This is a genomic window from Bradyrhizobium sp. 149, assembly GCF_023073915.1.
GTDB lineage: Bacteria > Pseudomonadota > Alphaproteobacteria > Rhizobiales > Xanthobacteraceae > Bradyrhizobium.
The window spans coordinates 335,606-359,612 of the sequence record NZ_JADPKK010000022.1; the positions used below are offsets into that span (position 1 = coordinate 335,606).

The following is a 24,007-nucleotide window of genomic DNA, read 5'->3' on the forward strand; positions in this document are numbered from 1 at the left end:
GGGTGTTGCGCACGGGGCACAGGTTTAGCGAAACCACAAAGCTTATCAAATAAGGTATTTTGATTAGTGAACGGCGCAGGCATATTGCTCGGTGACGGTGGGGGGTACTCGATCGTCCCGTTGCAGGTGGTTCGCTCACGTCCCTCGCGTCGAAGGCGGGTGTGTCCGAAAGCGCAAAGCGGCCGAGCGGATTTGAAAGACGGGGATCTGGGGGGCCTCACGGTCCGGTCTTCGTAAAATGAGCAACTTGGAGGTTTTTAAAATGAAAGTGGTGAAGAGCCTTTTGCTCGGCACTGCGGCGGGTCTGATCGCCGTCGGTGGAGCTCAGGCGGCTGATCTTCCGCTCAAGGCCAAGGCCGTCGAGTACGTGAAGGTCTGCTCGCTCTACGGCGCGGGTTTCTACTACATCCCGGGCAGCGACACCTGCATCAAGCTCGGCGGCTATCTGCGTGCCGAAGTGGCGCTCAACGCCGGCGGCAACTACAGCGCCCAGTACAACAACGTCTTCGCGGCGAACAACCGCCTGACGAACTATTACTCGATGCGCGCTCGTGAAGATCTCAACATCGATACGCGCACCGCGACCGAGTACGGCGTCGTCCGCACCTATTTCGATGCGGTCTTCACCTGGACGACCGGCAACTATGTCGGCGCCGGTTCGGGAACGGGTGCCACCCAGTACAGCGGCACGCTCGGCCTCAACGCCGCAGGCACGGGCCTGATCGGCTCCACCGGCGGCGCCGTCAACGGCACCGACGGCACGACCTCGGGCGGCGCGCTCGGCGTCTACTACGCCTTCATCCAGTTCGCCGGCTTCACCCTTGGTAAGGCCGTGTCGCAGTTCGACGCGCCCTGGATCAACTATCCCGGCAACAACTTCGACCAGCTCGTCGGCGGCAGCGGCACCACCAACGGTGTTGCCCAGTTCACCTACACGGCCGATTTCGGCCAGGGCGTGACGGCGATTTTCTCCGCGCAGGACCAGACGCAGGTCTTCCAGACCAACATCTGGAACACCGCCGGCATGTCCACCACCGGCGTCCTCGGCGGTGCCTACGGCTCCAACGATCTCGGCGGCACCCGCTCCCCCGACCTCGTCGGCGCCCTCCGCGTCGACCAGGCCTGGGGCCTGTTCCAGGCCTCGGTCGCTGCGCACGACAACCACGTCGGCTACTACGGCGCGAGCGAAGCCACGGGTCACCCTGAAGACAAGTGGGGCTGGGCCGTCCAACTGGCTCTGTCGATCAAGAACATCCCGACCGGTGCTGGCGACGTGATCAACATCTCGGGCGTCTACACCGACGGTGCGAGCCGTTACAACTTCCAGGAGCTGGCAGCGACCAGCTACTCGATGTTCGGCGGCTCGGGCGGCGCGTATCAGAGCATCGGCTTCGCCGGCGTGTCTGACGCGGTGTTCGGTCCCGGCGGCGGCCTCGAGCTGACCAAGACCTACGGCTTCCGTGGTGCCTACACCCACAACTGGAGCCCGTACTGGAACTCGGCGCTCTACGGCGCGTGGGCTGCGGTCAACTACAGCGGCACGGCCAAGAGCATGATCTGCGGCAGCGCCGCGTTCGCGACCCTGACCGGCACCTGCAACCCGGACTTCAACATCGGCCAGATCGGTGTCATCACCCGCTGGACGCCGGTCAAGAACCTGACCTTCTCGGCTGACTTCACCTACAGCCACCTTGACCAGAAGTACTCGGGCGTGATCACGACGCCGGCGCTCACCAGCGTTGCCAAGCCTGCGGCCACGTATGAGCTGAAGGATCAGGACACCTACAGCCTGCTGCTTCGCGCCCAGCGCAACTGGTAAGTCTTGGGCAGGATATGACGCAGCCCCGGCGGGACACCGCCGGGGCTTTTTTTGCGAGATGGGCTTTCGGAAAATCCGGCAGCCTCTGCGAGTGACGAAGACGAGCCATGCGATTCGATCGGCCCCAACTTATTTACTTACCTGAGTTACTAAGCTATATAGTTCCCAGCCGATTACGAAAGTTGCGGCTCTTAGCTTGATGCTAAACCTCCAGAAACCTCCGGCAATGCCCTGCCGGAGGTTTTTCGTTTTGCGACATGGCTCAGCCGCGCATCACGCGTGCGCGGGAATTCGGCCGGTAGGCGAGGCGGCTGTGGCCGGCGCAATAGGACTGGCCGTCGGGGGCGGAGTTGCCGCAGAAGCAGAAATCGTCTGCGCCAGGTGTCGAGATCGGCCAGCGGCAGCGATTTTCGCCAAGCTCGAGCAGCGAGCAGCGATTGGCGTCATCGATCGGACCGGTGACCATTGGCGCAGCGGTCTCGCCATAGATCGTCGCGAGCATCTCGTATTGCAGCCGCGGCACGGCCCGCGACGTGCGCGAAGGCGCCAAGCCCCTGTCCTGAACCTTGCGTTCGTCGATGGTCCGGCCGCGCGTCAGATTGAGGCGGGACAGCTTGCCGATCACGGCATTGCGGCTGACGCCGATGTCGGCGGCGATCTCGCGGCAGGAGAGCCCGGCCTCGAAATGCTGCTTCAAAAGTTCGATTCGTTCGTCGGTCCAAGTTGGTGAAGAAGTCGGCGAGAGAACAGGCATGGTGTAACGGTCCCAGGTTGCAGATGTCGGCCATCCGCTTCTCGAGATCCGTCCGCCTCACGTCCGGCGCGCGCTCACGTCCTGCCATTGTCGCGAATCGACAAAAGACCGTCCTTGATGGCGAGACGGATGCCTTCCTCGATCAAGGTACGTGCGACGCCGGGAACGCTGGTGCCGTGGGTGCCCTGTCTCACCAGCTTCTCCAGATAGGTGATGGTCGAGAGCGCCAAGGTTACGGGAATGCGGTCAGTCTCGGCTTTTTCGGTGGCCATGGCCGAACGCTAGCCTCTTACTCGGGTACATAAAAGTAACGATTAAGACTCTATTTAGGTTTACGGGCGGAAGTCAAATGCAGCCTGCGGCGATTGTTCAGCCCGTTGGAATCGCGAAGGAATTGGGCATGACAGGCCACGCCGCGCGAACAGGCCGGCGGCGGCGCGGCCCCGGCAGGTCACGAGTGGGCGGACCAGCTCAGCCGTGCACGATCGCCTTTTCGATCATGCAATGGATGCCCTTGGAGCCGTTCACGGTCTGGGTCACCCGCAGATCGGCCGCCAGGCTGCACAGGGTATAGGCGTCCTCACGCGACAAATTGCGTCTCTCGCCGAGCAGCACGATCATGTCGCGTAGCGCCCGCACTGCGCACTGGTCGAGATCGGGATCCATCGCCATGGTCATGTAGTGCGTCGCCGTCTCGCCGCGGGGATAATCGAGCCTGAGATCCTTGCGCAGGGTCAGGCGGAAGCGGCCCTGGAGTGCGGTCTCGATCGCGGTGACGCACACCTCGCCGTCGCCCTGCACGGCATGGCCGTCGCCGCAGGAGAACAGCGCGCCCGGGACGAACACCGGCAGGTACAGCGTCGCCCCGGCGCCAAGCTCCTTGTTGTCGAGATTGCCGCCCATGGCACGCGGAACGAGCGAGGAGATGCGGCCCCAGGCCGGCGGCGGCGAAACCCCCATCACGCCGAAGAACGGCTTGAGGGGCAGGTCGAGCCCCCACGGCAAGCGGCCGACCATCCGCGACCGGTCGAGCGGGATGTTCAGGATGCGGGTCTCGTGGAAATCGTCGGGCAGGGTGCCGGACAGCGGCTTGATCATGTTCCAGCCCCAATCCTGCCGGAGCTGCACGTCGAGGATCTCCACCGCGAGCACGTCACCAGGCTCAGCCCCCTCGACCGCGATCGGGCCGGTCAGGATATGGCCGGGCAGCATGCGCTCGTTTTTGGCATGAACGTCGAACATCTCGGGCGGAATGTGAAACTTGCTGGGGTCGGGCAGCACGTCCGGACCGCCACTGATGGTGTCGACCGTCACCTCGTCACCGCTCGCGATGGTGAGGACGGGCTTGAGCGCAGCTTCGAAGAAGCCCCAATGACAGGTTTCGGGGCTGGAATGCAGGTGGTGATGGCTCATGGGGCCTCGGTCCGTTTCATAGGCCCGGGCTTGACCAGGCGATCGATCCTCTTTCAAGAAGATTTCTGAAGATGGACGGCGCGGTCAAGCCCGCATATGCCACGATCATTCCAGCGAGGCTCCCCTGTATTTCGTTCTTTCCAAGACCCTCGGCACCGCGCTGCTGCCGATCAATCTCTTGGTCGAGCTCGGAATCCTGTCGCTGCTGCTGATGGCGACGCGTTTTGCCGCGCTTGGCCGCAAGCTCGCCGTGACCACGCTGATCCTGCTGGCGCTGGCTGCGTTCTCGCCGCTTGGCAATTTGCTGCTCTATCCGCTGGAGGCGCGGTTTCCGGCATGGGACCCGGCGCGCGGTGCGCCCGACGGCATTATCGTGCTCGGCGGCTCCGTCGACACCGATCTGTCGGCGGCGCACCGCACGCCGGTCGTCTCGCACGCCGCCGATCGCTTGTTTGCGCCGGCGGAGCTCGCGCGCCGCTATCCCAATGCGCGCATCGTCTTCACCGGAGGCACTGCGAACCTCGTCGATACGGATTCCAGGGAAGCCGACTACTCCGCACCGATCCTGGAAAGTCTCGGCATAGCGAAGGAGCGCCTGATCCTCGAGCGCGATTCCCGCAACACCTGGGAGAATGCGATCTTCACCAGGCAAATGGTGTCGCCGAAGCCGGGCGAACGCTGGCTCCTGGTCACGTCGGCGTTTCACATGCCGCGTTCGATGGGGATCTTTCGCAAGGCGGGATTTGACGTCGAAGCCTATCCCGTGGACTGGCGAATGGGCGGGCGTGACGATCTCTTCACCTTCACCCGCATCGGCGGGGACGGGCTTGCCAGGACCGAGGTGGCGGTGCGCGAATGGATAGGTCTTTTGACCTACCGCATCATGGGACGAACCGGCGAGTTGCTGCCGGGGCCGGGCAGGGATTAGAAAAGGATTAGAACGAGGACTGCAGAACAAGAACACAGCGCCGCGCGCGACCGCCGGCCGGGAGGACGCCATGCAACAGCAGAGTGCAGACAGCATCGATCTTGCCGGCCTCGTCGCCGATCTCAACAGCCTGCTGCGGCTGAAGACCACAGTGATCGGCATGAAGCTGTTCGCGCGGGCCGCGGACATGGAGGCGATCCCGAAAATCCGGCGGCCGAATGCGATCCACACCACCGACCAGATCGTCAGCATGGCCGCGCGTCTGGGCTGGACCGTGGGCATCACCGCCGACGATCTCGTCGGCGCGCAGTGCCGCGCGGTGATCGGCCTTGCGCCGCAGGACGAAAAATGGCTCGCCGGCGAGAACTATGTCGGGGTCTGGCATGGTACCGCAGAGGACGCGCGCAAGCGCCAGGAGGCGCTGGATGTGGTTCCGTTCGGGCAATATCAGGCGCTCGCGGTCAGTCCGCTGGCGAGCGGCCGGCTCGATCCGCAAGACATCTGCCTCGTCTATGCGACCCCGGGGCAGATGATCATCCTGATCAACGGGCTGCAATATACCGGTTACAAGAAGTTCGAATGGGGCGTGGTCGGCGAGACCGCTTGCGCGGATTCCTGGGGACGGGCCTTGAAGACCGGCGAGCCCAGCCTGTCCTTGCCATGCTATGCCGAACGGCGCTATGGCGGCGTGCCGGACGAGGAGATGCTGATGGCCCTGAAGCCGGAACATCTCGCCAAGGCGGTTCTGGGCATGAAGGCGCTGGCCAAGAACGGCCTGCGTTATCCGATCCCGCCCTATGGTATTCAAAGCGACGTCCGTGCGGGCATGGGCGTGAGCTACGCGAAGAAGTAAAGGCCGACCATGAGCTCTGCGAAATTCGACATCGTCGTCTATGGCGCGACCGGTTTCACCGGCCAGCTCGTCGCCGAATATCTGACTCAACATTACAAGAGCGACCACGCGCTCAAATGGGCGATGGCAGGTCGTAGCCTCGGCAAGCTGAAATCGGTGCGCGATGCGATCGGCGCGCCCGGGAATACGCCGCTGATCGTCGCGGATGCGTCCGACGCGGCCTCGCTGAAGGCGATGGCGGAGCAGACGATGTCGGTGATCACCACCGTCGGCCCGTATCAGCACTACGGTGAAGAATTGCTCGCCGCCTGCGTTGCCACGGGCACCGATTATTTCGATCTCTGCGGCGAGCCGATCTGGATGCGCCAGATGATCGACAAGTACGAGACGGCTGCCAAAGAGAGCGGCGCACGCATCGTGTTCTCCTGCGGCTATGATTCCGTGCCGTTCGAGCTCGGAGCATTCTTCGTGCAGGAGGAGGCCAAGCGCGTATTCGGCGCGGCCGCCTCTCGCGTGAAGGGCCGTGTGCGTGACATGCGCGGTACGCTGTCAGGCGGCACCGCAGCGAGTGCGAAAGCGACCTTCGATGCGGTGGCGAAAGATCTCAGCCTTGTCGCAATTCTCAACGATCACTTTGCGCTGACGCCGGGCTTCACTGGACCGAAACAGCCGAAGGGCAACAGGGCGATTTTCGAGGAGGACCTGCAATCCTGGGCCGCGCCGTTCATGATGGCGCTGATCAACACCCGCAACGTCCATCGCTCCAACATGCTGATGGGATTCCCCTACGGCCGCGAGTTCGTCTACGACGAGATGGTTCTGACCGGTCCCGGCGAGAAGGGCGAGGACAACGCCAAACGCGTGATGGCTGCCAATGCGGGCAAAACCGGCCCCGACGCACCGAAGCCGGGCGAGGGGCCGTCGAAGGAAGAGCGCGAAAACGGTCTCTTCGATCTGCTCTATATCGCGATCGCACCTGATGGCCGCATGGTTCGCGCCGGCGTCACCGGCGACCGCGATCCCGGCTACGGCTCGACCTCGAAGATGATCTCCGAATGCGCCATCTGCATGCTGCGTGACACGACCGAGGTCGCAGCCGGCTTCTGGACGCCGGGCGCGGCCATGCAGCACAAGCTGATCAAGCGGCTGCAGGAGCATGCGGGGTTGACGTTCAAGCTGGAAAGTTAGTTCAGCTTTCGTAGGGTGGGCAAAGGCGCAACGCGCCGTGCCCACCATTTCTCCGCGGTTTCGCTCCGCGAGTGGTGGGCACGCTTCGCTTTGCCCACCGTACGGCGGCACGCAATCACACCGCCCGCGCGTCGTACGCGTACATGAAATCCATGCTCTTCGATCCCAGCGGCAGCAGCCATTTCATCATCTGATTGCGGATCCACGCGCCGGTGGCGCTGAATTCGCGCTTGCTGTTGCCGTTGCGGCGCGCCAGAGCGACGATCTTTTCCGCGCGCGGGCGTCGCTCGGCCTCGAAGGCCTGGAAGGTGGCGCCGAGCTCCTGGCCTTCCTGCATCAGCCTGGCGAGGCGCATCGCATCCTCCAGCGCGAGCGAGGCGCCCTGACCGGCATGCGGGCTGGTCGCATGCGCGGCATCGCCGATCAGCAGCGAGCGCTTGCGCGACCAGGTCGGCAGGGTGGCGACGTCGAGCGTGTCGGTGACCACGATGTTCTCGGCCGCCGCGATGATGGCGGGGATCGGATCGTGCCAGCCGCGGTGGAAGCCGCGCAGATGCTGCTTCAGCGTCGCGCGGTCGAGCGCGCGGAACATCGCCGCGTCCATGCCGTGCGCCGGCTGCGTGCTCCACCACATTACGCCGTCGTTCGGATCGGGACTGCAATAGCCGTAGCCGAAGAAGCCGCTGCGGCCGAACGTGGTCTCGACGTGACGGCCGATTGGCCGGCCGTCGAGGACGGCGTGTGGCACGAAGCCGCCGAAGCCGATCAGGCCGGTGTCGAACGGTTGCGGCCCGTCCGGAACGACCTGGCGGCGCGTCACCGAGTGCACTCCGTCGGCGCCGATCAGGAAGTCGCCTTCGGCCGTGCTGCCGTCGGCGAAGTAGGCGATGATTGGCTGGTCGCCGCGATCCTCGATCTTGATCAGGCGCTTCTCGAAATACAGGGCAACGCACGCACACCAGGCCTTGTCGATCAGCATCTCGTTCAGCGTGGCGCGGCAAACGTTCACCGCGGGCTGGCCGAAACGCCGCGCCATGTCGCGGTTGATGGAGCCAAGCCTCTCTCCGCCTTGCGAATAGAAGTCGAACGATTCCGCGATCGAGCCCCGGCGGATCAGCTCGTTCGAAAGGCCGATCTCGTCCATGACCTGCATGCCGTTCGGCGCGATCTGAAGGCCGCCGCCGATGCCTTTCGAATAGGGCCATGCCTCGTAGATCGCGGATTCGATGCCGGCGCGGCGCAGCAGGATCGCTGCGACCGGCCCGGCGATGCCGGCGCCGATGACAAGGGCCTTGCGGGGACGATAGGACATGGCTTGCTCCCGACGTTTCCGTGGTGCTAGGAGAAATTGCAGTTGCTAAATCTCTTAGTGACTAAGATATATATCGACTAAGATACGAGGTCTGCCTTGTCAAGGACGAAGGCGCGCGCTGCGCTGCTGCGGGAGCTCGAGGAGGCGATGCGCAGGTCGTCCGCGCAGGGCGTGCTCTATGGCCAGACCGTTGCGAACGTCGCCGGCATTGCCAACTCCGATCTCGAATGCATGGACATCCTGTATCTCGAAGGCCGGGTCACCGCCGGCCGGCTCGCCGAAGTCACGGGCCTGACCACGGGCGCCATCACCGGCGTGGTCGACCGGCTCGAGAAGGCGGGCCTGGTGCGTCGTGAGCGCGACGACGCCGATCGCCGCAAGGTCTTCATTGCCGTCGTGCCGGAGGCGCTAGAGAGGGTCGGCCAGTTCTACGTGCCGATGCAGCAGGCGATGGAGAAGGTTTTCGGCGGCTATTCCGACCAGGAATTGCGGCTGCTGCTGCGCTTCGCCAATGAGGGCTACAAGGGCGTGCTCGCGGCGACCGCGGCGCTGAAGGGCCTGCTCGACACGCCGCCGGAGAAGCGCCCCGATCTCAAGCTGAAGAAGCTTCGTCGCTAGAGCGTTTTCGAGCGAAGTGGATACCGGTTCGCGTCAAGAAAACGCGTCAAAGCAAGAAAACAGACATCATTGTTCCGATTCCATCGGAACGGTGATGTCCCTGATCTTGTAGATCTGTGCGGCCGCGATCATGCCCCACATCGCGCCCAGCATCATCCAGAAATGCCGCCAGTGGTCGGTGTCGATCACGAAACTTTCGCCGACGGTGCCGACGAAGGCGGAGAACACCGCCAGATAGGGGCGCTGCCATGGCACACGGACGAAGATGTGTCGAAAGCCCATGATGACGGTCGTGAAGACCAGCGCGGGATAGCAGATGCCGGACAGCCAGCCGCCGGACATGAAGGCGTTGAGATAGGAGTTGTGGGTGTCCTCCGGAAAGAAGCGGTGGAATTGCAGAGGGCCGATGCCGAACGGCAGGTCGAGCGCCATCTCTGCGCCCAAAATGTGCCGGCCGAACCGGCCGAACCGGCCTTCGTCATAGCTCTGGTCGAAGCTCGCGCGCTGCTTGAACATTTCGGCGATGGAATCGAACGACATCAGCATCGCGATCAGCGCAAGGCCCAGCACTGCGGCCAGGATCGCCATGACGATGATGCGCGAGCGCTGTGCGTTGGTGCGGCTAGTCAGCACCATCAGCGCCAGCATGAAGGCGGATGTCAGCACCAGCCCGCCCCAGGCGGCACGGGAGAAAGCGAGCAGGATCGCCAGCGACATGATGCCGAAGGCGATGAGGTTGCGGAAAGCCTTGCCGAACTTGTCGGAAACCACGCTCTGGAGCGAGAACAGTGCCGGCAGGATCAGGAAGGCGCCGAGCACGTTCGGGTCCTTGAAGGTGCCGCGCGCGCGTCCGTAGAGGGTGAGGAGGTCGTCTCCGCCGGGAACCAGATGGAAGTAGCCGGCGACCGCCGACAGCGAGGCGACCATCGCGCCGACCACCAACCCGCGGCGGAGCATGTCGAGCCGGGCCGCGGTGTCCTCCGACGTGACCATCGCGAAGAACACGACCGTCACCGCCATGTACCAGGAGGTCGCAATCCAGCTCACCACCTCGGACTGCTCGAACAGCGGGATCGCGCTGATCGTGTAGCCGACATTGAGCAGGATCAGCATCAGCACCAGTGGCATCAGGGCGAGCCGCAGACGCAGGCCGGTGGCGAAGAAGGTGACGGTGGCCAGCAACGTCACGATCTCGTAGGGGCTCGGCTCGATGAAGACGATCGCGCCGGAGGCGCCGACCAGCCACACCAGCGCGCGCTGGAGGGCCAGCACGCCGGGCGCAGCGCGAACCGCTGCATTCATCTCCCCGGCTGTCGCCGCATACGCCATCACACGCTCACGCTACTCGTACCACACCACTTCCGCCGTCATGCCCCGCCTTGTGCGCACTGGAGCGGGCGTCCAGTACTCCGAGCCGTTCGTGGCAGTTCCGCTGCCGGTGATTACTGGATCGCCCGGTCAAGCCGGGCGACGACAGCGTGGCTCCGGCACGACAAACTCAATACGCGTTCTCGTTCTTGGTCAGCAGCGAGATCGGCGTCTTCAGCAGAATGACGAGATCGAACAGCACCGACCAGTTTTCGATGTAATAGAGGTCGAACTCGACGCGTTTCTGGATCTTCTCTTCATTGTCGATCTCGCCGCGCCAGCCGTTGATCTGGGCCCAGCCGGTGATGCCGGGCTTGACGCGGTGGCGGGCGAAATAGCCGTCGACGGCCTCGTCGAAAAGGCGGCTTTGGAGCTTGCCCTGCACCGCATGTGGACGCGGGCCGACCAAGGAGAGATCGCCGGAGAAGACCACGTTGAAGAGCTGCGGCAGCTCGTCGAGGCTGGTCTTGCGGATGAAGCGGCCCACGCGGGTGACGCGCGAATCGTTCTTCGTCACGACCTTCGAGGCGGTCGGATCAGCCTGATGATGGTACATCGAGCGGAACTTGTAGACGTCGATGCGCTCGTTGTTGAAGCCGAAGCGCTTTTGGCGGAACAGCACGGGGCCGGGGCTGTCGAGCTTCACTGCCAGCGCCACCAATCCCATCACCGGCAAGGCCACGAGCAGCGCGAGGCTGCCGACGACGCGGTCGAACAGCCATTTCATCACCAGGTCCCAGTCGGTGATCGGCGCCTCGAACACGTCCAGCGTCGGTACCTCGCCGATATAGGAGTAGGAGCGGGGACGGAAGCGCAGCTTGTTGGTGTGCGCGGAGAGGCGGATGTCCACCGGCAGGACCCAGAGCTTCTTCAGCATCTCCAGGATGCGCGTTTCGGCGGAGATCGGCAGCGCGAACAGCACGAGATCGATGCGGGTGCGGCGGGCGAACTCGACGATGTCGTCGACCTTGCCGAGCTTGCGCGCGCCGGCACAGGTGTCGAGCGCGCGGCTGTCGTTGCGGTCGTCGAACACGCCGAGCACGTGGATGTCGGAATCCTCCTGCGCTTGCAGCGCCTCGACCAATTGTTCGCCGTTGCGGTCGGAGCCGACGATGATGGTGCGGCGGTCGAGCCGGCCCTCGCGCCCCCAGGCGCGCACCAGCGAGCGCAGCACAAGACGCTCGCAGACGAGCGCGGCGAGCCCGAGGAAGTAGAAGGCGGCAAGCCACAGCCGCGATATTTCGCTGCCGAATTTGGCGAAGAAGGAGATGCCGATGAACAGCAGGAAGACGAACGACCAGGAGGAGATCATCCGCGTCATCTGCCGGAGCTGACCGCGGAACAGCTGCACCTCATAGATGTCGGCGGCCTGGAAGCAGACCACTGCGGAGACCGCGACGGCGACGATCTGCGCGGGATAAATCCAGCTGAAGGAGCCGGCGAGCGGCATGACATAGCCGAGATAGAGTGCGATGCCGACGAGGCTCAGCAGCGCGAAATCGGCGAGGCGTACAAAGCCGGTGATCACGATCGGCGAATAGGCGCGGGCGACCTTCTGGTTGACGACGTCGAGCGCGGCGAGCGAGAGCCGCTGGCGGCGCTCCACGAAGGGCTGGTCAGCCGGCTTCGCCGCGGCGCTGGTCGCGGCATCGAGCATCGAGCGTGCGTTGAGCGGTTCCACGGGCGTCCACGTCCATTCCAAACAGCCCGCGGACCGCGTCCTTGCGCCCCGGGCGAGCATCCCCTGGCCCTTGGACTAACGGACAAATCGGAAGATTCTCTAAAGCGGCCTTAAGGATGGTTAATGATTGGCAAATGCGTCGCGATAGCCCGCGAGCACGCCGTCGACCATCGCCTGCTGGGAGAAATGCGCGGAGATGCGCTCGCGAAGGGACGAGGCGCGCTGCGCTGTTCCTTGCGGATTGTCGAGCGCGGCCGCAATCGCCTCCGCCATGGCCTCCGCGTTGCTCGGCGCGAACAGCGCCGGGTTCTCCGCGCCGAAGATTTCGGGGATGCCGCCGATCTTGGAGGCAATCATCGGAATGCCGGCGGCGCCGGCCTCGATCACGACATAGGGCATGGAATCGCCACGCGAGGGAACGACCAGCAGCCGCCCCTTGGAGAAGCCGTAGCGCGCCTTGACGTGGCCGATGAAGCGGATGGCGCTGGAGAGGCCGAGCCTCTCGACCTGCGCCTTCAGCGCTACGGTCTCCTCGCCGTCGCCGCCGAGCGTCAATGTGACCTTCTTGCCGCCCGCGTGCAGGCGCGCCACCGCATCGACCAATAGATCCGCGCCCTTGATGTGCCTGAACTCACCGACATAAGCGAGGTCGGTGGCGTCGTCGGCAATGACGACCGGTTCGAATTCCTCCGGCGTCACGCCGTTGAATACGCAATGCACCACGCTGTTCGGCGTGCCGACGATGCGCTGGTAAGTGTCGCGGGCAAACGCGCTTTCGAACAGAAACAGGTCGGTCGCGCCCATCAGCGTACGCTCGAGCCGCGCGTAAAACTCGCCCTTGAGCGTGTTGAGGGGATAATGCAGCGAGCCGCCATGCGGGGTGTAGATGCGGATGGCGTCGTCGGAACGCCGCCGCATGCGGATGAATGCGCCGGCCTTGGCGCCGTGGCCATGCATGACGTCGGGCTTGAGCGCGGCGATCAGGCGCCGCAAGCGAATCCAGACCAGGACGTCGTCAGGTGACGGTTCGCGGCGGATCGCCATCCGGTGCACGCCGAGTTTCAGCCGCGGTGCGAGCTCGGCAAGGGCCTTGTCGGCGCGCTCACCGCCCGTGAGACTGTCGGCGAGGATGCCGACATGATGGCCACGATCGACCTGGCCGTTGGCGACGTCGACGATGTGGCGGAAGATGCCGCCGACCGGAGCGCGCACGGCGTGCAGGATGCGAAGCGGCTGGTCGGGAGAGGGGGGCATGATCAAAACCAGCGCTCGACAGCGAATGCTCGAACAATCTCACGAAATATCGAGACGGATTAAGGGCCCTCGTGGTTAACAAACGATGACGAGCGCCCCTGCGCGAGCTGCCGGAGACCGCGATTAACCCAGCGGCAACCTTAATGGAGTGTAATCGCCCCGGTTGAGGTAAGTTCGTGGCGTTGCCCCTGCGGGAGTGTTCGATGCGTTTAGCGTTCTGGCGTGCCGGCAAGGACAAGGCGGTGGTCGAGCGGGCTGTCTCGAAGGCCGAAACCAAGCGGGCCGAACTCGAGCGGATCGAAGCAGATCCTGCGTCCGTTGCCCCGAGGCAGTCGCCAGTCGAATCCGGCGACATCGATCTGCACGCGCTCGGCGGGGCATTGGCGCGCAGGCGCGGCTGGATCATCGTGCCGACGGTGCTGGCGCTCGTCGCATCCGTCGCGGTCGTCAATCTCGTCACGCCGCGCTACAAGTCTGAATCGCGCATCCTGATCGACGGCCGCGAGAACGTGTTTCTGCGCCCCAACAGCGATCGCGCCGAGGAACGGCAGGCGCTCGACGCCGAAGCCGTCACCAGCCAGGTGCAGCTCGTGCTGTCGCGCGATCTCGCGCGCGAGATCATCAAGAAAAACAAGCTTGCGGAACGGCCCGAGTTCGATCCGGTGCTGCAAGGCATTTCGCCGCTGAAGTCGCTTGCGGCGCTGGTCGGCATCGGCCGCGATCCGTTCTCGATGACACCGGAAGAGCGCGTGCTGGACGCCTATTACGAGCGCCTCCAGGCCTACGCCGTCGACAAGTCGCGCGTCATCGTGATCGAATTCCAGTCCGCCGATCCCGATCTCGCCGTGCGCGTCGCCAATTCGATCGCCGACGGCTATCTCGTGCTCCAGCAGGATGCGCGTCAGGATCAGGCCCGAAACGCCAGCCAGTGGTATGCCGGCAGGATCGACGAGCTGCGACGGAATGTCTCCGAAGCCGAAGCCAAGGCCGAGGATTTCCGCTCCAAGTCGAGCCTGTTCGTCGGCACCAACAACACGACGCTGTCGAACCAGCAGATGGGCGAGGTCAACACCCAGCTCAACAATGCGCGCGCGCTCAAGGCCGATGCCGAGGCCAAGGCGCGCCTGATCCGCGAGATGATCCAGAGCGGCAAGCCGATCGAATCGTCGGAAGTGCTGAACTCGGAATCGATGCGCACGCCCTCCCAGCAGCGCGTGGCGTTGCGGGCCCAACTGGCCGAGCAATCATCGACGTTGCTTGGCAACCATCCGCGCATCAAGGAATTGAAGGCGCAGCTCGCCGATCTCGACACCCAGATCCGGGACGAGGCCGCCAAGCTTGCCCGCACCCTCGAAAACGACTCGCGTGCCGCCGCCGGGCGCGTCCAGGAATTGTCGGCGAGCCTCGAGCAGCTCAAGAAGCAGGCGACCTCCACCAACGGCCAGGACGTGCAGCTCCGTGCCCTCGAGCGTGAGGCCAAGGCGCAGCGCGACCTGCTCGAAACCTATCTCGCGAAATACCGTGAAGCCAACACCCGCGAGACCATCGACACCGCGCCGACGGATGGCCGCATCATCTCGCGCGCCATCGTCTCGAACATGCCGGCCTATCCGAAGAAGCTGCCGATCGTGCTGATCGCGACGATCGCGACGCTGTTGCTCTCGTCCGGTGTCGTCGTCACGGGAGAGTTGTTGCGCCAGACTGCGCCCCGTGCGGTGGCGGTGTTCGCACCGGCGCTCACGCGGGCCTCGGCTCGCCAGGAACAAATTGTCCAACCGGCGGTCGTCGAGCCCGTCGTCGATCCGGTCATGGCAGAACCCGCGCCGCTTCAGCCGGAGATGACAGCTGATGCCGATGTCACCGAATTCGCGGAGATCGAACATCTGGCTGATCGCCTGCGCGCCGATGGGGCCATGGCGAAGAAAGTCACGGTGCTTGGCACCGCAAGCGGCGAAGCCGTCACGCTGTCGACGCTGACGCTGGCCCGGCACCTGGCGCGCGATGCACGGGTCGTCGTCGTCGATCTCGCCGCGTCCTCGCCGATCATGGCCGCCGTGTCCGTCGATGCCTCGGCGCCCGGTCTTGCCGAGCTGATGCAGGGCGAGGCATCGTTCGCGCAAGTCATCACCCGGGACAAGCTCTCGCGGCTGCATCTGGTCACGGCCGGCCGTCCCGGCTTCGATCGCAGCCTGTTGCAGTCGCCGCGAGTGACGCTCGCGGTCGACGCGTTGCTGCGCGCCTACGACCACGTGCTGCTCGATGCCGGCAGCGCCTCCGACCTTCCGGCTGAGCTCCTGACGGCGAATGCCCGCGCCGTCGTGGTGCCCGACGCGTCGATGGCGCCGGATGCGCGCGCGCTGATGTGCGAGCAGCTCAGGGCCGTCGGCTTTAGCGAGGTGACCATGCTGAGCAAGCCCGTGCAGCCGTCGGATGCGAGGGACGCGCCGCGCGTCGTGGCGGCGTAGGCGAGGGGAGATTACCCGAACACTCGCCGCAACCGCTGCGCGAGGTCGAACAGCATCTGGTTTTGTTTCACCAGCCGCTTGCCGTGGCTCAGCGAGGACATCGCCATCGCCGCGAGTTTTCCGCGTGACGTCAGCGGAACAAAACTGTCGAAGATGTCCTGGTCGTCCTTGCAGAACATCCGCTTGTACTCGTCCGAGCCGATGCCGAGGTCGAGCGAGCGGTAGCCGCGCTCGGCGCAGCGGTCGATGATGTAGCGCATCAGGATCAGCCCGGGGCTATAGCGGGCATGCTCGGACATCGTGTAGGTGTTGAACATCATCGAGAAGCGCTGGCCGTCGGCGACGCCGGCGAAGATCGCAATCACCTCGTCGTCGCATTCGAGCGCGTGGATGTCGATGACGCGGCCGTCACCGCGCAGCGCAAGGCAGGCGCTGCGGACGAATTGCTCGACGCCGGGCTCGGCGAAGACATTGGGAAGCTTCTGTTCGGCCATCCGCGCCGGCTTGACGCGGAAGAACCAGTCGAGCAGGCGGGTGATGTCGGTGTCGGTGGTCGCCAGGTGATAGCGATAGCCGGAGAGCGCCTGGAGCTTCTTCTCCTTGCTCTTGAGGCGGCGGCGGAAGGAATTGCTGATCCGCGATGTCGGCGGGCCGCCTGGCTCCATCGTGAGCAGCGGGCAGCCGTTGATCGCGCTCTGGCGCGGCAGGTGCCCAAACGGGTTCTGCTGGTCGTGCCAGTGCAGCGGCTGCTGCGTCAGTGCGAGTACGTCGACATGCTCGCGCAGCGGCGCAAGCAGCGCGTCGAGGTCGGCGATGGCGACCTGCGCTGCAAACCCGGCGTTCCACAGGCCCATGTTGAAGGTCGTATGCTTGCCGCCCATGAAGCAGGCCGTGCGCACGCCGTGGTTTTGGCGCAGCGAGAGCGGCAGCAGCAGGAGCGGCTGATGCTCGGCGTCGTGCGCAATGACGATGAAAGGGCGGGCGCGTTCGTGCTCACCGACCAGACGCTGCCAGGGACTCAGCAGGTCAAATCGCTGATAGGGCGTGAAGAGGTGACCCGGCTGCTCGAAGGTACGCCAGACCGCCTCGGCCGCACCGAGATCGGTGACGATATCGACATGCGCGATACGGCTCGCTTTGGACCGCGCGGGCGCTTCTGCCGTCCGGCTCTGCATCGCCGCAGCCATGGTCATTCGCGAAACCTGTCGAGAAATCAAAAATATGCGTCATTCGGCCTGTGGCCGACCTTTGCAAAGAAATGTCAACAAAGGGTAATGACTATGGGAGAGGGAACGGGCGCCGACCGCGAGGTGGGATATTGGCATCCGACGACAGATGGCTGGAACGGCTGCGCCTTGAACTGACCTGGTTCACCGGGCAGGCTGCGCTGCGCAGTCGTGGTGCCGGCGCCATCCTGCGCTTTGCGCATGTCCGGCCGCGGCGGCGCGGCGGGTTTCAGCCGCTGCGCGAGCACGAGATCACGCCGTATTTCCTCGATCGCGCCATTCGCGCGCTGAAGCGGTGGAACTACGATTTTCTCGGGATGGACGAGGTCTGCCGGCGCGCGGTGACGCTGCCGGAACAGCGGCGCTTCGTGGCACTCACGTTCGACGGTGCCGGCAAGGATCTGATCGACTTTGCCTATCCGGTGCTGGCGCGCCACGCCGTGCCCTTCACGGTCTATGTGCCAACGGCATTTCCCGACGGCGTCGGAGAAGCCTGGTGGCTTGGGCTCGAACAGGTGATCGCGCGCGAGAGCCGCGTCAGCCTGGTGATGGGCGAGAAGGAGCAGCGCTTCACTGTCACCGACAATGCCGGGAAGCAGGCGTTGTTTTCGTTCGTCGAGGCCTGGCTGCGCTCGCTGCCGCCGGCGGATGTGTCGGCTGCGATCGCAGACCTTTGCACACGCTACCGGATCGACCTCGCGGCGCTCTCACGCGAAGCGTCGATGAATTGGGAGGATCTGGCGAGGCTTGCGGCCGATCCGCTGGTGACGATCGGCAGTGCGACCGTGAACTATCCCGTTCTCGCCAACATGAAGGATGCGGCCGCGCTGCGCGAGATGACGATGGGCAAGGCGGTGGCGGAAGCGGCCTTCCATCGCGATATCAGGCATCTCGCCTTTCCGTTCGGCGATCGCGCCTCATTCCGGCGCAGCCATGTCGTCATGGCGGAGGAGGCCGGCTTTGCCAGCGCGGTGACGACGATCCCGGGCATCGTGGATGCGGAGGGACGCACCAATCTGCGCGCGCTGCCGCGCATTTCCTGGGATGGCCGGGTGCGCTCGCTGCGCATGATGAGGGTGCTGGTGTCGGGCACGGCCTTTGCGCCGGTGAAGCCGACCGGCGGAACTACGAACTAGTTTTCGCCCGGTCGGGCCGCTGCATCCAGCTCACGATCGGCATCGCCGGCAGCACCCAGCCCATGCCGACCACCACGTAATAGATCGCCTGCCGCCAGCCGGACTCGGCGATCCACGGCATCTGCGCCAGCGCCATGCCGAGCAGGGCCCAGACGGTGGCGAGCACCAGGAGCAGGATGGTGCCGAGGAACTTGCGGGTGCGGATCGTCATGACGGAATATTGCGGCCTTCGCGTAACTTGCGCTGCGGGAGTGGGGGACTATAAGGGGCACGCAGTTTGGTTCAAGCCTTGCCGGTTCAAGCTCTGGTTTTGCCTCGAATGAAGACGATTTCCGCCCCGTCCGAGCCGCATCGCGCCGTGCGTTGGTGGCTGATCTTCGTGGCTGGGCTGATCGCGCTGATGGTACTGGTCGGCGGTGCGACGCGGCTGACGGAATCCGGGCTCTCGATCGTCGAATGGAAGCCGGTCACGGGCAGCGTGCCGCCACTCTCGGACGCGCAGTGGACCGAGGCCTTCGAGGCCTACAAGAAGATCCCGCAATATCGCGAGCTCAACGCGGGCATGAGCCTGTCCGAGTTCAAGGAGATCTTCTGGTGGGAATGGAGCCACCGGCTGCTTGGCCGTTTCATCGGCTTCGCCTATCTCCTGCCGTTCCTGTTCTTCCTGTGGCGCGGCGGCCTGTCCGGTGAGTTGAAGCGGCGGTTGTGGTTGCTGTTCGGGCTCGGCGGGCTCCAGGGCGCGGTCGGCTGGTGGATGGTGGCCTCGGGGCTGTCTGAACGCGTCGAGGTCTCGCAATATCGGCTGGCGACGCATCTTGTGCTGGCGCTTCTGATCTTTGCCGGCATCGTCTGGACGGTGCGGCGGCTCGCCGAGCGGCCGCCGATCGCAGCATCGTCGCGGCTGCGCTTCACGAGCGCCTTGCTCCTCGTCGTGACCTTGATCCAGATCTATTTCGGTGCGCTGGTTGCTGGCCTGCGCGCCGGCCGCGCCTACAACACGTGGCCGCAGATCGACGGCGCGTTCATTCCGTCGGCGGAGCGGCTGTGGTTCGAGACGCCGTGGTGGCGCAACATGTTCGACAACGTGCTGACAGTGCAGTTCGAGCACCGCATGACGGCCTACGCGCTGTTCGCGCTGGCGGCGTTGCACGCGTTCGATGCGGTGCGTTCACGCGCGGGGTCTGCAGCAAACGGCGCGCTTTTGCTATTGGGTGCGGTCAGCCTGCAAGCTGTGCTCGGCATCCTCACGCTGCTCAACCAGGTGCCGATTGACCTCGCGCTCGCGCATCAGGCGGTCGCGATCGTGGTGCTGACGCTTGCGGTCATGCAGACAGAGCGGCTCGCGACGCGCGGCTCGACTGAAGCGCAGCCGCGCGCGGTTCCCGTCGGTCAGGCCGGCTGATCGGGTCTGTTCTTCAGCAATAGCCGTAGATGCCGCACGAGTAGGGCAGGCGCCAGAAATAGTCGACCTGCTTCCCGCCGTAATACGAGCCCTGATAATCGTAATCCCACGGACGGCCGTAATAGCCCGGAAGCGTGTGGGAGCCCGGCAGCAGTGGCGTACCGGGCAGGTTGCGGATGTAGCTGCCGATGCCATAGGCCGGCGAGATCAGCGCGTCCGGATCGGTCTCGACATAGACCTGCGGTAGCTCCTGCGGCGGAGCGGCGGCCCGCCGCTTCGGCGTGGCCGGCAAATCGGCGGCAAGCGCAGCTGAGACCGTTAGCATCGCCGCAAGGGCAGGCACCATCCAGCGCAGCATCGTCGGCTCCGAATCAAAGGGGAGATCCAGTGACGATGTATGCGGCAGATATGGTTAATGATCGTTAACCGAGGCTGTCGTTCCGGGGCGGTGCGAAGCACCGAACCCGGAACCTCGAGATTCCGGGTTCGCGCTGGCGTCCCCGGAACGACAGGGAAACTAAGCGCCCAGCGCCTGTTCCAGATCGGCGATCAAATCTTCCTTGTCCTCGATGCCGATCGAGAGCCGCACCACGTCGGGGCCGGCGCCGGACTTGACCTTGGCGGCGTCGTCGAGCTGGCTATGCGTGGTCGAGGCCGGATGGATGACGAGCGAGCGGGTGTCGCCGACATTGGCCAGATGCGAGAACAGCTGCAACTTCGACACCAGGCTGACGCCGGCATCGTAGCCGCCCTTCAAGCTGAAGGTGAACACGGCGCCGGCACCCTTCGGTGCGTATTTGCGCGCGAGCTGGTTGTACTTGTCGCTTGCGAGGCCCGCATAGTTCACCGCGGCCACCGCCGGATGGCCGGCGAGGAATTCTGCGACCGCTTTCGCATTGTCGCAGTGCTTCTGCATGCGCAGCGGCAATGTCTCGATGCCCGTGAGGATCATGAAGGCGTTGAACGGCGACAGCGCGGGTCCGAGGTCGCGCAGGCCCAGCACGCGGCAGGCGATCGCGAAGGCGAAATTGCCAAACGTCTCCTGCAGCCGGATGCCGTGATATTCGGGCCGCGGCTCCGACAGCATCGGATATTTGCCGCCGGTCGACCAATCGAAGGTACCGGCATCGACGATGATGCCGCCGAGCGAATTGCCGTGACCGCCCAGAAACTTCGTCAGCGAGTGCACGACGATGTCGGCACCGTGATCGATCGGGCGGATCAGATAGGGCGAGGCCAGCGTATTGTCGACGATCAGCGGTACGCCCGCCTTGCGCGCCACCGTCGAGATCGCCTCGATATCGGTGATGCTGCCGGCGGGATTGGCGATGGACTCGATGAAGATCGCTTTCGTGCGCGGCGTGACCGCACGTTCGAAGCTCGCGATGTCGTCGGGATCGGCCCACACCACGTTCCAGCCGAAGCTCTTGAAGGCATGCGTGAACTGGTTGATCGAGCCGCCATAGAGCTTTCGCGCGGCGATGAACTCGTCGCCGGGCTGGAGCAATTGCTGCAACACCACGACCTGCGCGGCATGACCCGAGGCCACCGCAAGCGCGGCCGTGCCGCCTTCGAGCGCCGCGACGCGCTCTTCCAGCACCGCGTTGGTGGGATTGCCGATGCGGGTATAGATGTTGCCGAACGCCTGCAGGCCGAATAGCGAGGCGGCATGGTCGGCGTCGTTGAACACGAACGACGTCGTTTGATAAATCGGAGTCGCGCGCGCACCGGTGGTGGGATCGGGCTGTGCACCGGCATGCACGGCGAGGGTCGAAAATCCCGGAAGGCGATCGCTCATTGAGGGCGTCCTGTTCTCGTGGTCTGAAATCGCGCGGCATGCTGATTGGCGCCGCGGCTGTCGTCAAGGCGCGGCTTCACATCAGAACGATCGTGCTACGCATTGTCGCGTTGCCGAAATGAAGCCTTCGCAATTGCGTCAGCTTTGCTCGGTCTTGTTTTTGGCGGCGCGATCCGATGCCGCAGTTTCGCCGCCGCCGACACTCATCCGATTGAGGGATAGCCGCATGCCTTGCGTCGGCGCCGGGGGGCGTTTAGAGCTCAGCGTGCGCGAATTGACGCCCATCCACGATATCTCCGACGACAAACGGCCGTATTCGATCTTGGGGCAGCGGTTCATCACCACCTTTATGCCGACCGATTCCGCCTTCAGCGCCGCCGCATCGTCGCGAGCGCCAAGCTGCATCCAGATTACCTTCGGCAGCGGATCGAGCGTGAGGGCTTCCTCGACCACCGGCATGATGTGGCTGGAGTTGCGGAAAATGTCGATCATGTCGACGGGACGGTCGATGTCGGACAGCGAGGCGACGAAGGGTTTTCCCAGCAGCTCCTTGCCGACATGGCCGGGATTGACCGGGATCATGTCGTAGCCGCGCTGGGCCAGATATTTGAACGCGAAATAGCTCGGTCGCACGTTGACAGGCGAGGCGCCAACCATCGCGATCGACTTCACGCTGTTGAGGATGCCGCGGATGTAATTGTCGGGATAGGCGTCGTGGTTCATTGGCTCATCTTCTTGCTGTCATTGCGAGGAGCGAAGCGACGAAGCAATCCAGTCTGTCTCCAAGGAGGGATTTCTGGATTGCTTCGCTTCGCTCGCAATGACGGATCATTCATCCCGCCATGTCGGCGTGCGCTTCTCGATGAAGGCGCCGATGCCTTCCTCGGCGTCTCGCGCCATCATGTTCTCGGTCATCACCTCTGCGGCATAGCGATAGGCGTCCGCAAGGCTCATCTCGGCCTGGCGGTAGAACGCCTCCTTGCCGAGCTTGACGGTGTAGGCGGATTTCAGCGCGACCTGTTCGGCCAGTGCAATGGCGGCGTCACGCTCGGTGCCGGCGGCGACGACACGATTGACCAGCCCGATCTCGCGGGCGCGTGCGGCCGGGATCGGCTCGCCCGTCAGCAGCATCTCCATCGCCTGCTTGCGCGGCACGTTGCGCGACAGCGCCACCATCGGCGTCGAGCAGAACAGGCCGATGTCTACGCCGGGGGTGGCAAAGCTCGCAGCTTCCGAGGCGATCGCGAGATCGCAGCTGGCCACGAGCTGGCAGCCGGCCGCGGTCGCGATGCCCTGGACGGCTGCAACCACGGGCTTGGGCAGGTGCACGATGGCCTGCATCATCGTGCTACAGGCGGTCATCATCTCGGCGAAGAAGGCACGGCCGCGGTCCGGATCGGCGCGGCGCGCGGTTAGCTCCTTCATGTCGTGGCCGGCGGAGAAGGCTGGACCGTTGGCCGCGATCACGACGCCGCGGACGGCCTTGTCGTCGCGGATCTCGTTGAGCTCGGCATGCAGGCTCGCGATCATCGCCTCCGACAGGCTGTTGCGGGCGGCCGGGCGGTTGAGGGTCAGGACCGCGATGGAGCCGACGGTCTCGCGCAGCAGGATCGGCGGTTGCGGGGAGGGGGCGCGGGCAGCCTGGACGGGCATCAAAGCGTTTCCGGTTGGATTATTGCGATTGGATGACGCAGACAACTTAATGTAACAGGGGACGTGAAGCGAGGGTGAGGGGTAGCATGGCGTTAGCGAAAATGAGCGTGGCGGAGCTCGAGCAGTTTCTCCGCAACGAGTTTCCCCAGGCCTTCAGCGGCGACGACATCACGATCGAGAGCGCGGACGGTCAGGCCTGCCTTTTGCGTCAGCGCTACAGCGAAAGGATGCTGCGGCCCGGTGGAACCGTGTCCGGCCCGACCCTTATGGCGCTCGCCGATTTCGCGATGTACGTGGTGCTGTTGTCCGCGATCGGGCCGATCGGGCTCGCCGTGACCACCAATCTCAACATCAACTTCCTGCGCAAGGGGCAGCCCGGCCAGGACGTGCTGGCCGAGGCGCGGTTGCTCAAGCTCGGCAAGCGGCTGGCCGTCGGTGAGGTGAGACTGTTGTCCGGCACCTCGCCCGATCCGATCGCGCATGTCACCTCGACCTATTCCATTCCAAACGTTTGAGCTTTTTGCAGGTATCTTGATACCATATTTCTAAGCCATTGATATTGATGATGTAAATTCCGCCTTTGGGCATTGACCGCGGCGCCTCTGTTCTCTAGAAAACCGCCCAGTCCGGTGCGGTGTTCGCGCCGATGCTCCCCGTCCACGGAAACTCTGACATGAAAACCTTTTCGGCAAAGCCGGCTGAGGTGACGAAGAAGTGGGTATTGATCGACGCCAAGGGTCTGGTCGTCGGCCGTCTCGCCACCATCGTCGCCATGCGCCTGCGCGGCAAGCACCTCCCGACCTACACCCCGCACGTTGATTGCGGCGACAACATCATCATCATCAACGCGCAGCATGCGGTTCTCACCGGCCGCAAGCGCGAGCAGAAGACTTATTACAAGCACACTGGCTATGTCGGCCACATCAAGGAGCGCACCGCGCGCCAGATCCTCGAGGGCAAGCATCCCGAGCGCGTGCTCGAGAAGGCCGTCGAGCGCATGATCCCGCGTGGTCCGCTCGGTCGCGTCCAGATGGGCAATCTCCGCGTCTATGGCGGCGCCGATCATCCGCACGAGGCCCAGACGCCCGAGAAGATCGACATCGCCAAGTTGAACCGCAAGAACACGAGGGCCGCATAAT

General features: G+C 64.3%; 23 protein-coding genes. 10 read left to right on the forward strand and 13 right to left on the reverse strand.

What is annotated here, in order from left to right:
- Positions 1-262 precede the first annotated feature (262 nt).
- Positions 263-1,819: a porin gene (locus IVA88_RS19250; RefSeq protein WP_247498796.1), complete on the forward strand. Its 1,557-nt coding sequence runs from the start codon at positions 263-265 to the stop codon at positions 1,817-1,819.
- Positions 1,820-2,081: 262 nt separating this feature from the next.
- Here IVA88_RS19250 and IVA88_RS19255 read toward each other — a convergent pair whose 3' ends face one another.
- The 3 genes from IVA88_RS19255 to IVA88_RS19265 form a co-directional block, all read right to left on the reverse strand.
- A complete protein-coding gene (locus IVA88_RS19255) occupies positions 2,082-2,573 on the reverse strand; it encodes a GcrA family cell cycle regulator (protein ID WP_247498797.1) in 492 nt (163 codons plus the stop codon).
- 74 nt (positions 2,574-2,647) lie between these two features.
- The gene (locus IVA88_RS19260; protein WP_007603456.1) at positions 2,648-2,845 is read right to left on the reverse strand and encodes a hypothetical protein; all 198 of its coding nucleotides are present in this window, start codon (positions 2,843-2,845) and stop codon (positions 2,648-2,650) included.
- Between the two features lie 199 nt (positions 2,846-3,044).
- Entirely contained in the window at positions 3,045-3,986 is a 942-nt protein-coding gene (locus tag IVA88_RS19265; RefSeq protein WP_247498798.1) for an acetamidase/formamidase family protein, read from the reverse strand.
- Between the two features lie 160 nt (positions 3,987-4,146).
- Here IVA88_RS19265 and IVA88_RS19270 point away from each other — a divergent pair, with 160 nt between their 5' ends.
- The 3 genes from IVA88_RS19270 to IVA88_RS19280 all read left to right on the forward strand — a co-directional run bounded on the left by IVA88_RS19270 (position 4,147) and on the right by IVA88_RS19280 (position 6,955).
- A complete protein-coding gene (locus tag IVA88_RS19270) occupies positions 4,147-4,914 on the forward strand; it encodes a YdcF family protein (RefSeq protein WP_247500351.1) in 768 nt (255 codons plus the stop codon).
- A 70-nt stretch (positions 4,915-4,984) separates the two neighbouring features.
- The gene (locus IVA88_RS19275; RefSeq protein ID WP_247498799.1) at positions 4,985-5,767 is read left to right on the forward strand and encodes a DUF169 domain-containing protein; all 783 of its coding nucleotides are present in this window, start codon (positions 4,985-4,987) and stop codon (positions 5,765-5,767) included.
- A 9-nt stretch (positions 5,768-5,776) separates the two neighbouring features.
- Entirely contained in the window at positions 5,777-6,955 is a 1,179-nt protein-coding gene (locus IVA88_RS19280) for a saccharopine dehydrogenase NADP-binding domain-containing protein (RefSeq protein WP_247498800.1), read from the forward strand.
- A gap of 115 nt (positions 6,956-7,070) precedes the next feature.
- On the opposite strand, the gene IVA88_RS19285 is transcribed toward IVA88_RS19280, so the two are convergent.
- Positions 7,071-8,267, reverse strand: coding sequence for an FAD-dependent monooxygenase (locus IVA88_RS19285; protein WP_247498801.1), 1,197 nt, complete (start codon positions 8,265-8,267; stop codon positions 7,071-7,073).
- Positions 8,268-8,414: 147 nt separating this feature from the next.
- Here IVA88_RS19285 and IVA88_RS19290 point away from each other — a divergent pair, with 147 nt between their 5' ends.
- The gene (locus IVA88_RS19290; protein WP_247500352.1) at positions 8,415-8,885 is read left to right on the forward strand and encodes a MarR family transcriptional regulator; all 471 of its coding nucleotides are present in this window, start codon (positions 8,415-8,417) and stop codon (positions 8,883-8,885) included.
- A 66-nt stretch (positions 8,886-8,951) separates the two neighbouring features.
- Here the strand turns inward: IVA88_RS19290 and IVA88_RS19295 are convergent, their stop codons facing one another.
- The 3 genes from IVA88_RS19295 to IVA88_RS19305 form a co-directional block, all read right to left on the reverse strand.
- On the reverse strand, positions 8,952-10,214 hold the full coding sequence (locus IVA88_RS19295; RefSeq protein ID WP_247498802.1) for an O-antigen ligase family protein: 1,263 nt from the start codon (positions 10,212-10,214) through the stop codon (positions 8,952-8,954).
- A 169-nt stretch (positions 10,215-10,383) separates the two neighbouring features.
- Positions 10,384-11,934, reverse strand: coding sequence for an undecaprenyl-phosphate glucose phosphotransferase (locus tag IVA88_RS19300; RefSeq protein ID WP_247498803.1), 1,551 nt, complete (start codon positions 11,932-11,934; stop codon positions 10,384-10,386).
- Positions 11,935-12,054: 120 nt separating this feature from the next.
- Positions 12,055-13,188: a glycosyltransferase family 4 protein gene (locus IVA88_RS19305; protein WP_247498804.1), complete on the reverse strand. Its 1,134-nt coding sequence runs from the start codon at positions 13,186-13,188 to the stop codon at positions 12,055-12,057.
- A gap of 203 nt (positions 13,189-13,391) precedes the next feature.
- Here IVA88_RS19305 and IVA88_RS19310 point away from each other — a divergent pair, with 203 nt between their 5' ends.
- Positions 13,392-15,653 carry an exopolysaccharide transport family protein gene (locus IVA88_RS19310; RefSeq protein ID WP_247498805.1) on the forward strand — a complete coding sequence of 754 codons (2,262 nt, stop codon included), beginning with the start codon at positions 13,392-13,394 and terminating at the stop codon, positions 15,651-15,653.
- Positions 15,654-15,664: 11 nt separating this feature from the next.
- On the opposite strand, the gene IVA88_RS19315 is transcribed toward IVA88_RS19310, so the two are convergent.
- Entirely contained in the window at positions 15,665-16,846 is a 1,182-nt protein-coding gene (locus IVA88_RS19315; RefSeq protein ID WP_247498806.1) for a GNAT family N-acetyltransferase, read from the reverse strand.
- A 125-nt stretch (positions 16,847-16,971) separates the two neighbouring features.
- Between IVA88_RS19315 and IVA88_RS19320 the strand changes: the two genes are divergently transcribed.
- The gene (locus IVA88_RS19320; protein ID WP_247498807.1) at positions 16,972-18,015 is read left to right on the forward strand and encodes a polysaccharide deacetylase family protein; all 1,044 of its coding nucleotides are present in this window, start codon (positions 16,972-16,974) and stop codon (positions 18,013-18,015) included.
- On the opposite strand, the gene IVA88_RS19325 is transcribed toward IVA88_RS19320, so the two are convergent.
- On the reverse strand, positions 18,005-18,226 hold the full coding sequence (locus tag IVA88_RS19325) for a DUF2842 domain-containing protein (protein ID WP_007611039.1): 222 nt from the start codon (positions 18,224-18,226) through the stop codon (positions 18,005-18,007). The genes IVA88_RS19320 and IVA88_RS19325 overlap by 11 nt on opposite strands.
- Positions 18,227-18,334: 108 nt before the next feature.
- Between IVA88_RS19325 and IVA88_RS19330 the strand changes: the two genes are divergently transcribed.
- Positions 18,335-19,417 carry a COX15/CtaA family protein gene (locus IVA88_RS19330; protein ID WP_247498808.1) on the forward strand — a complete coding sequence of 361 codons (1,083 nt, stop codon included), beginning with the start codon at positions 18,335-18,337 and terminating at the stop codon, positions 19,415-19,417.
- 13 nt (positions 19,418-19,430) lie between these two features.
- On the opposite strand, the gene IVA88_RS19335 is transcribed toward IVA88_RS19330, so the two are convergent.
- From IVA88_RS19335 to IVA88_RS19350, 4 genes are all read right to left on the reverse strand, one after another.
- Entirely contained in the window at positions 19,431-19,775 is a 345-nt protein-coding gene (locus IVA88_RS19335) for a hypothetical protein (protein WP_247498809.1), read from the reverse strand.
- Between the two features lie 159 nt (positions 19,776-19,934).
- Positions 19,935-21,215, reverse strand: a complete 1,281-nt coding sequence (locus tag IVA88_RS19340; protein WP_247498810.1) for an O-acetylhomoserine aminocarboxypropyltransferase — start codon at positions 21,213-21,215, stop codon at positions 19,935-19,937.
- A 138-nt stretch (positions 21,216-21,353) separates the two neighbouring features.
- On the reverse strand, positions 21,354-21,938 hold the full coding sequence (locus tag IVA88_RS19345) for a CoA-binding protein (RefSeq protein ID WP_247498811.1): 585 nt from the start codon (positions 21,936-21,938) through the stop codon (positions 21,354-21,356).
- Positions 21,939-22,043: 105 nt separating this feature from the next.
- Positions 22,044-22,868 (reverse strand): enoyl-CoA hydratase, encoded by an 825-nt coding sequence (locus IVA88_RS19350; RefSeq protein WP_247498812.1) that lies wholly within the window; start codon positions 22,866-22,868, stop codon positions 22,044-22,046.
- A gap of 86 nt (positions 22,869-22,954) precedes the next feature.
- Here IVA88_RS19350 and IVA88_RS19355 point away from each other — a divergent pair, with 86 nt between their 5' ends.
- Together IVA88_RS19355 and rplM are read left to right on the forward strand one after the other, a co-directional pair.
- Complete coding sequence (locus IVA88_RS19355) at positions 22,955-23,383, forward strand: PaaI family thioesterase (protein WP_247498813.1); 429 nt, start codon at positions 22,955-22,957, stop codon at positions 23,381-23,383.
- A 158-nt stretch (positions 23,384-23,541) separates the two neighbouring features.
- Positions 23,542-24,006 (forward strand): 50S ribosomal protein L13, encoded by a 465-nt coding sequence (gene rplM / locus IVA88_RS19360; protein WP_092028874.1) that lies wholly within the window; start codon positions 23,542-23,544, stop codon positions 24,004-24,006.
- The last annotated feature ends 1 nt before the right edge of the window (position 24,007 follow it).

Coding starts and splice junctions, on each gene's coding strand:
- IVA88_RS19250 (WP_247498796.1), top strand. CDS start 263: ATGAAAGTGGTGAAGAGCCTTTTGCTCGGCACTGCGGCGGGTCTGATC.
- IVA88_RS19255 (WP_247498797.1), bottom strand. CDS start 2,573: ATGCCTGTTCTCTCGCCGACTTCTTCACCAACTTGGACCGACGAACGA.
- IVA88_RS19260 (WP_007603456.1), bottom strand. CDS start 2,845: ATGGCCACCGAAAAAGCCGAGACTGACCGCATTCCCGTAACCTTGGCG.
- IVA88_RS19265 (WP_247498798.1), bottom strand. CDS start 3,986: ATGAGCCATCACCACCTGCATTCCAGCCCCGAAACCTGTCATTGGGGC.
- IVA88_RS19275 (WP_247498799.1), top strand. CDS start 4,985: ATGCAACAGCAGAGTGCAGACAGCATCGATCTTGCCGGCCTCGTCGCC.
- IVA88_RS19280 (WP_247498800.1), top strand. CDS start 5,777: ATGAGCTCTGCGAAATTCGACATCGTCGTCTATGGCGCGACCGGTTTC.
- IVA88_RS19285 (WP_247498801.1), bottom strand. CDS start 8,267: ATGTCCTATCGTCCCCGCAAGGCCCTTGTCATCGGCGCCGGCATCGCC.
- IVA88_RS19290 (WP_247500352.1), top strand. CDS start 8,415: ATGCGCAGGTCGTCCGCGCAGGGCGTGCTCTATGGCCAGACCGTTGCG.
- IVA88_RS19295 (WP_247498802.1), bottom strand. CDS start 10,214: ATGGCGTATGCGGCGACAGCCGGGGAGATGAATGCAGCGGTTCGCGCT.
- IVA88_RS19305 (WP_247498804.1), bottom strand. CDS start 13,188: ATGCCCCCCTCTCCCGACCAGCCGCTTCGCATCCTGCACGCCGTGCGC.
- IVA88_RS19310 (WP_247498805.1), top strand. CDS start 13,392: ATGCGTTTAGCGTTCTGGCGTGCCGGCAAGGACAAGGCGGTGGTCGAG.
- IVA88_RS19315 (WP_247498806.1), bottom strand. CDS start 16,846: ATGACCATGGCTGCGGCGATGCAGAGCCGGACGGCAGAAGCGCCCGCG.
- IVA88_RS19325 (WP_007611039.1), bottom strand. CDS start 18,226: ATGACGATCCGCACCCGCAAGTTCCTCGGCACCATCCTGCTCCTGGTG.
- IVA88_RS19330 (WP_247498808.1), top strand. CDS start 18,335: ATGAAGACGATTTCCGCCCCGTCCGAGCCGCATCGCGCCGTGCGTTGG.
- IVA88_RS19335 (WP_247498809.1), bottom strand. CDS start 19,775: ATGCTGCGCTGGATGGTGCCTGCCCTTGCGGCGATGCTAACGGTCTCA.
- IVA88_RS19340 (WP_247498810.1), bottom strand. CDS start 21,215: ATGAGCGATCGCCTTCCGGGATTTTCGACCCTCGCCGTGCATGCCGGT.
- IVA88_RS19345 (WP_247498811.1), bottom strand. CDS start 21,938: ATGAACCACGACGCCTATCCCGACAATTACATCCGCGGCATCCTCAAC.
- IVA88_RS19350 (WP_247498812.1), bottom strand. CDS start 22,868: ATGCCCGTCCAGGCTGCCCGCGCCCCCTCCCCGCAACCGCCGATCCTG.
- IVA88_RS19355 (WP_247498813.1), top strand. CDS start 22,955: ATGGCGTTAGCGAAAATGAGCGTGGCGGAGCTCGAGCAGTTTCTCCGC.
- rplM (WP_092028874.1), top strand. CDS start 23,542: ATGAAAACCTTTTCGGCAAAGCCGGCTGAGGTGACGAAGAAGTGGGTA.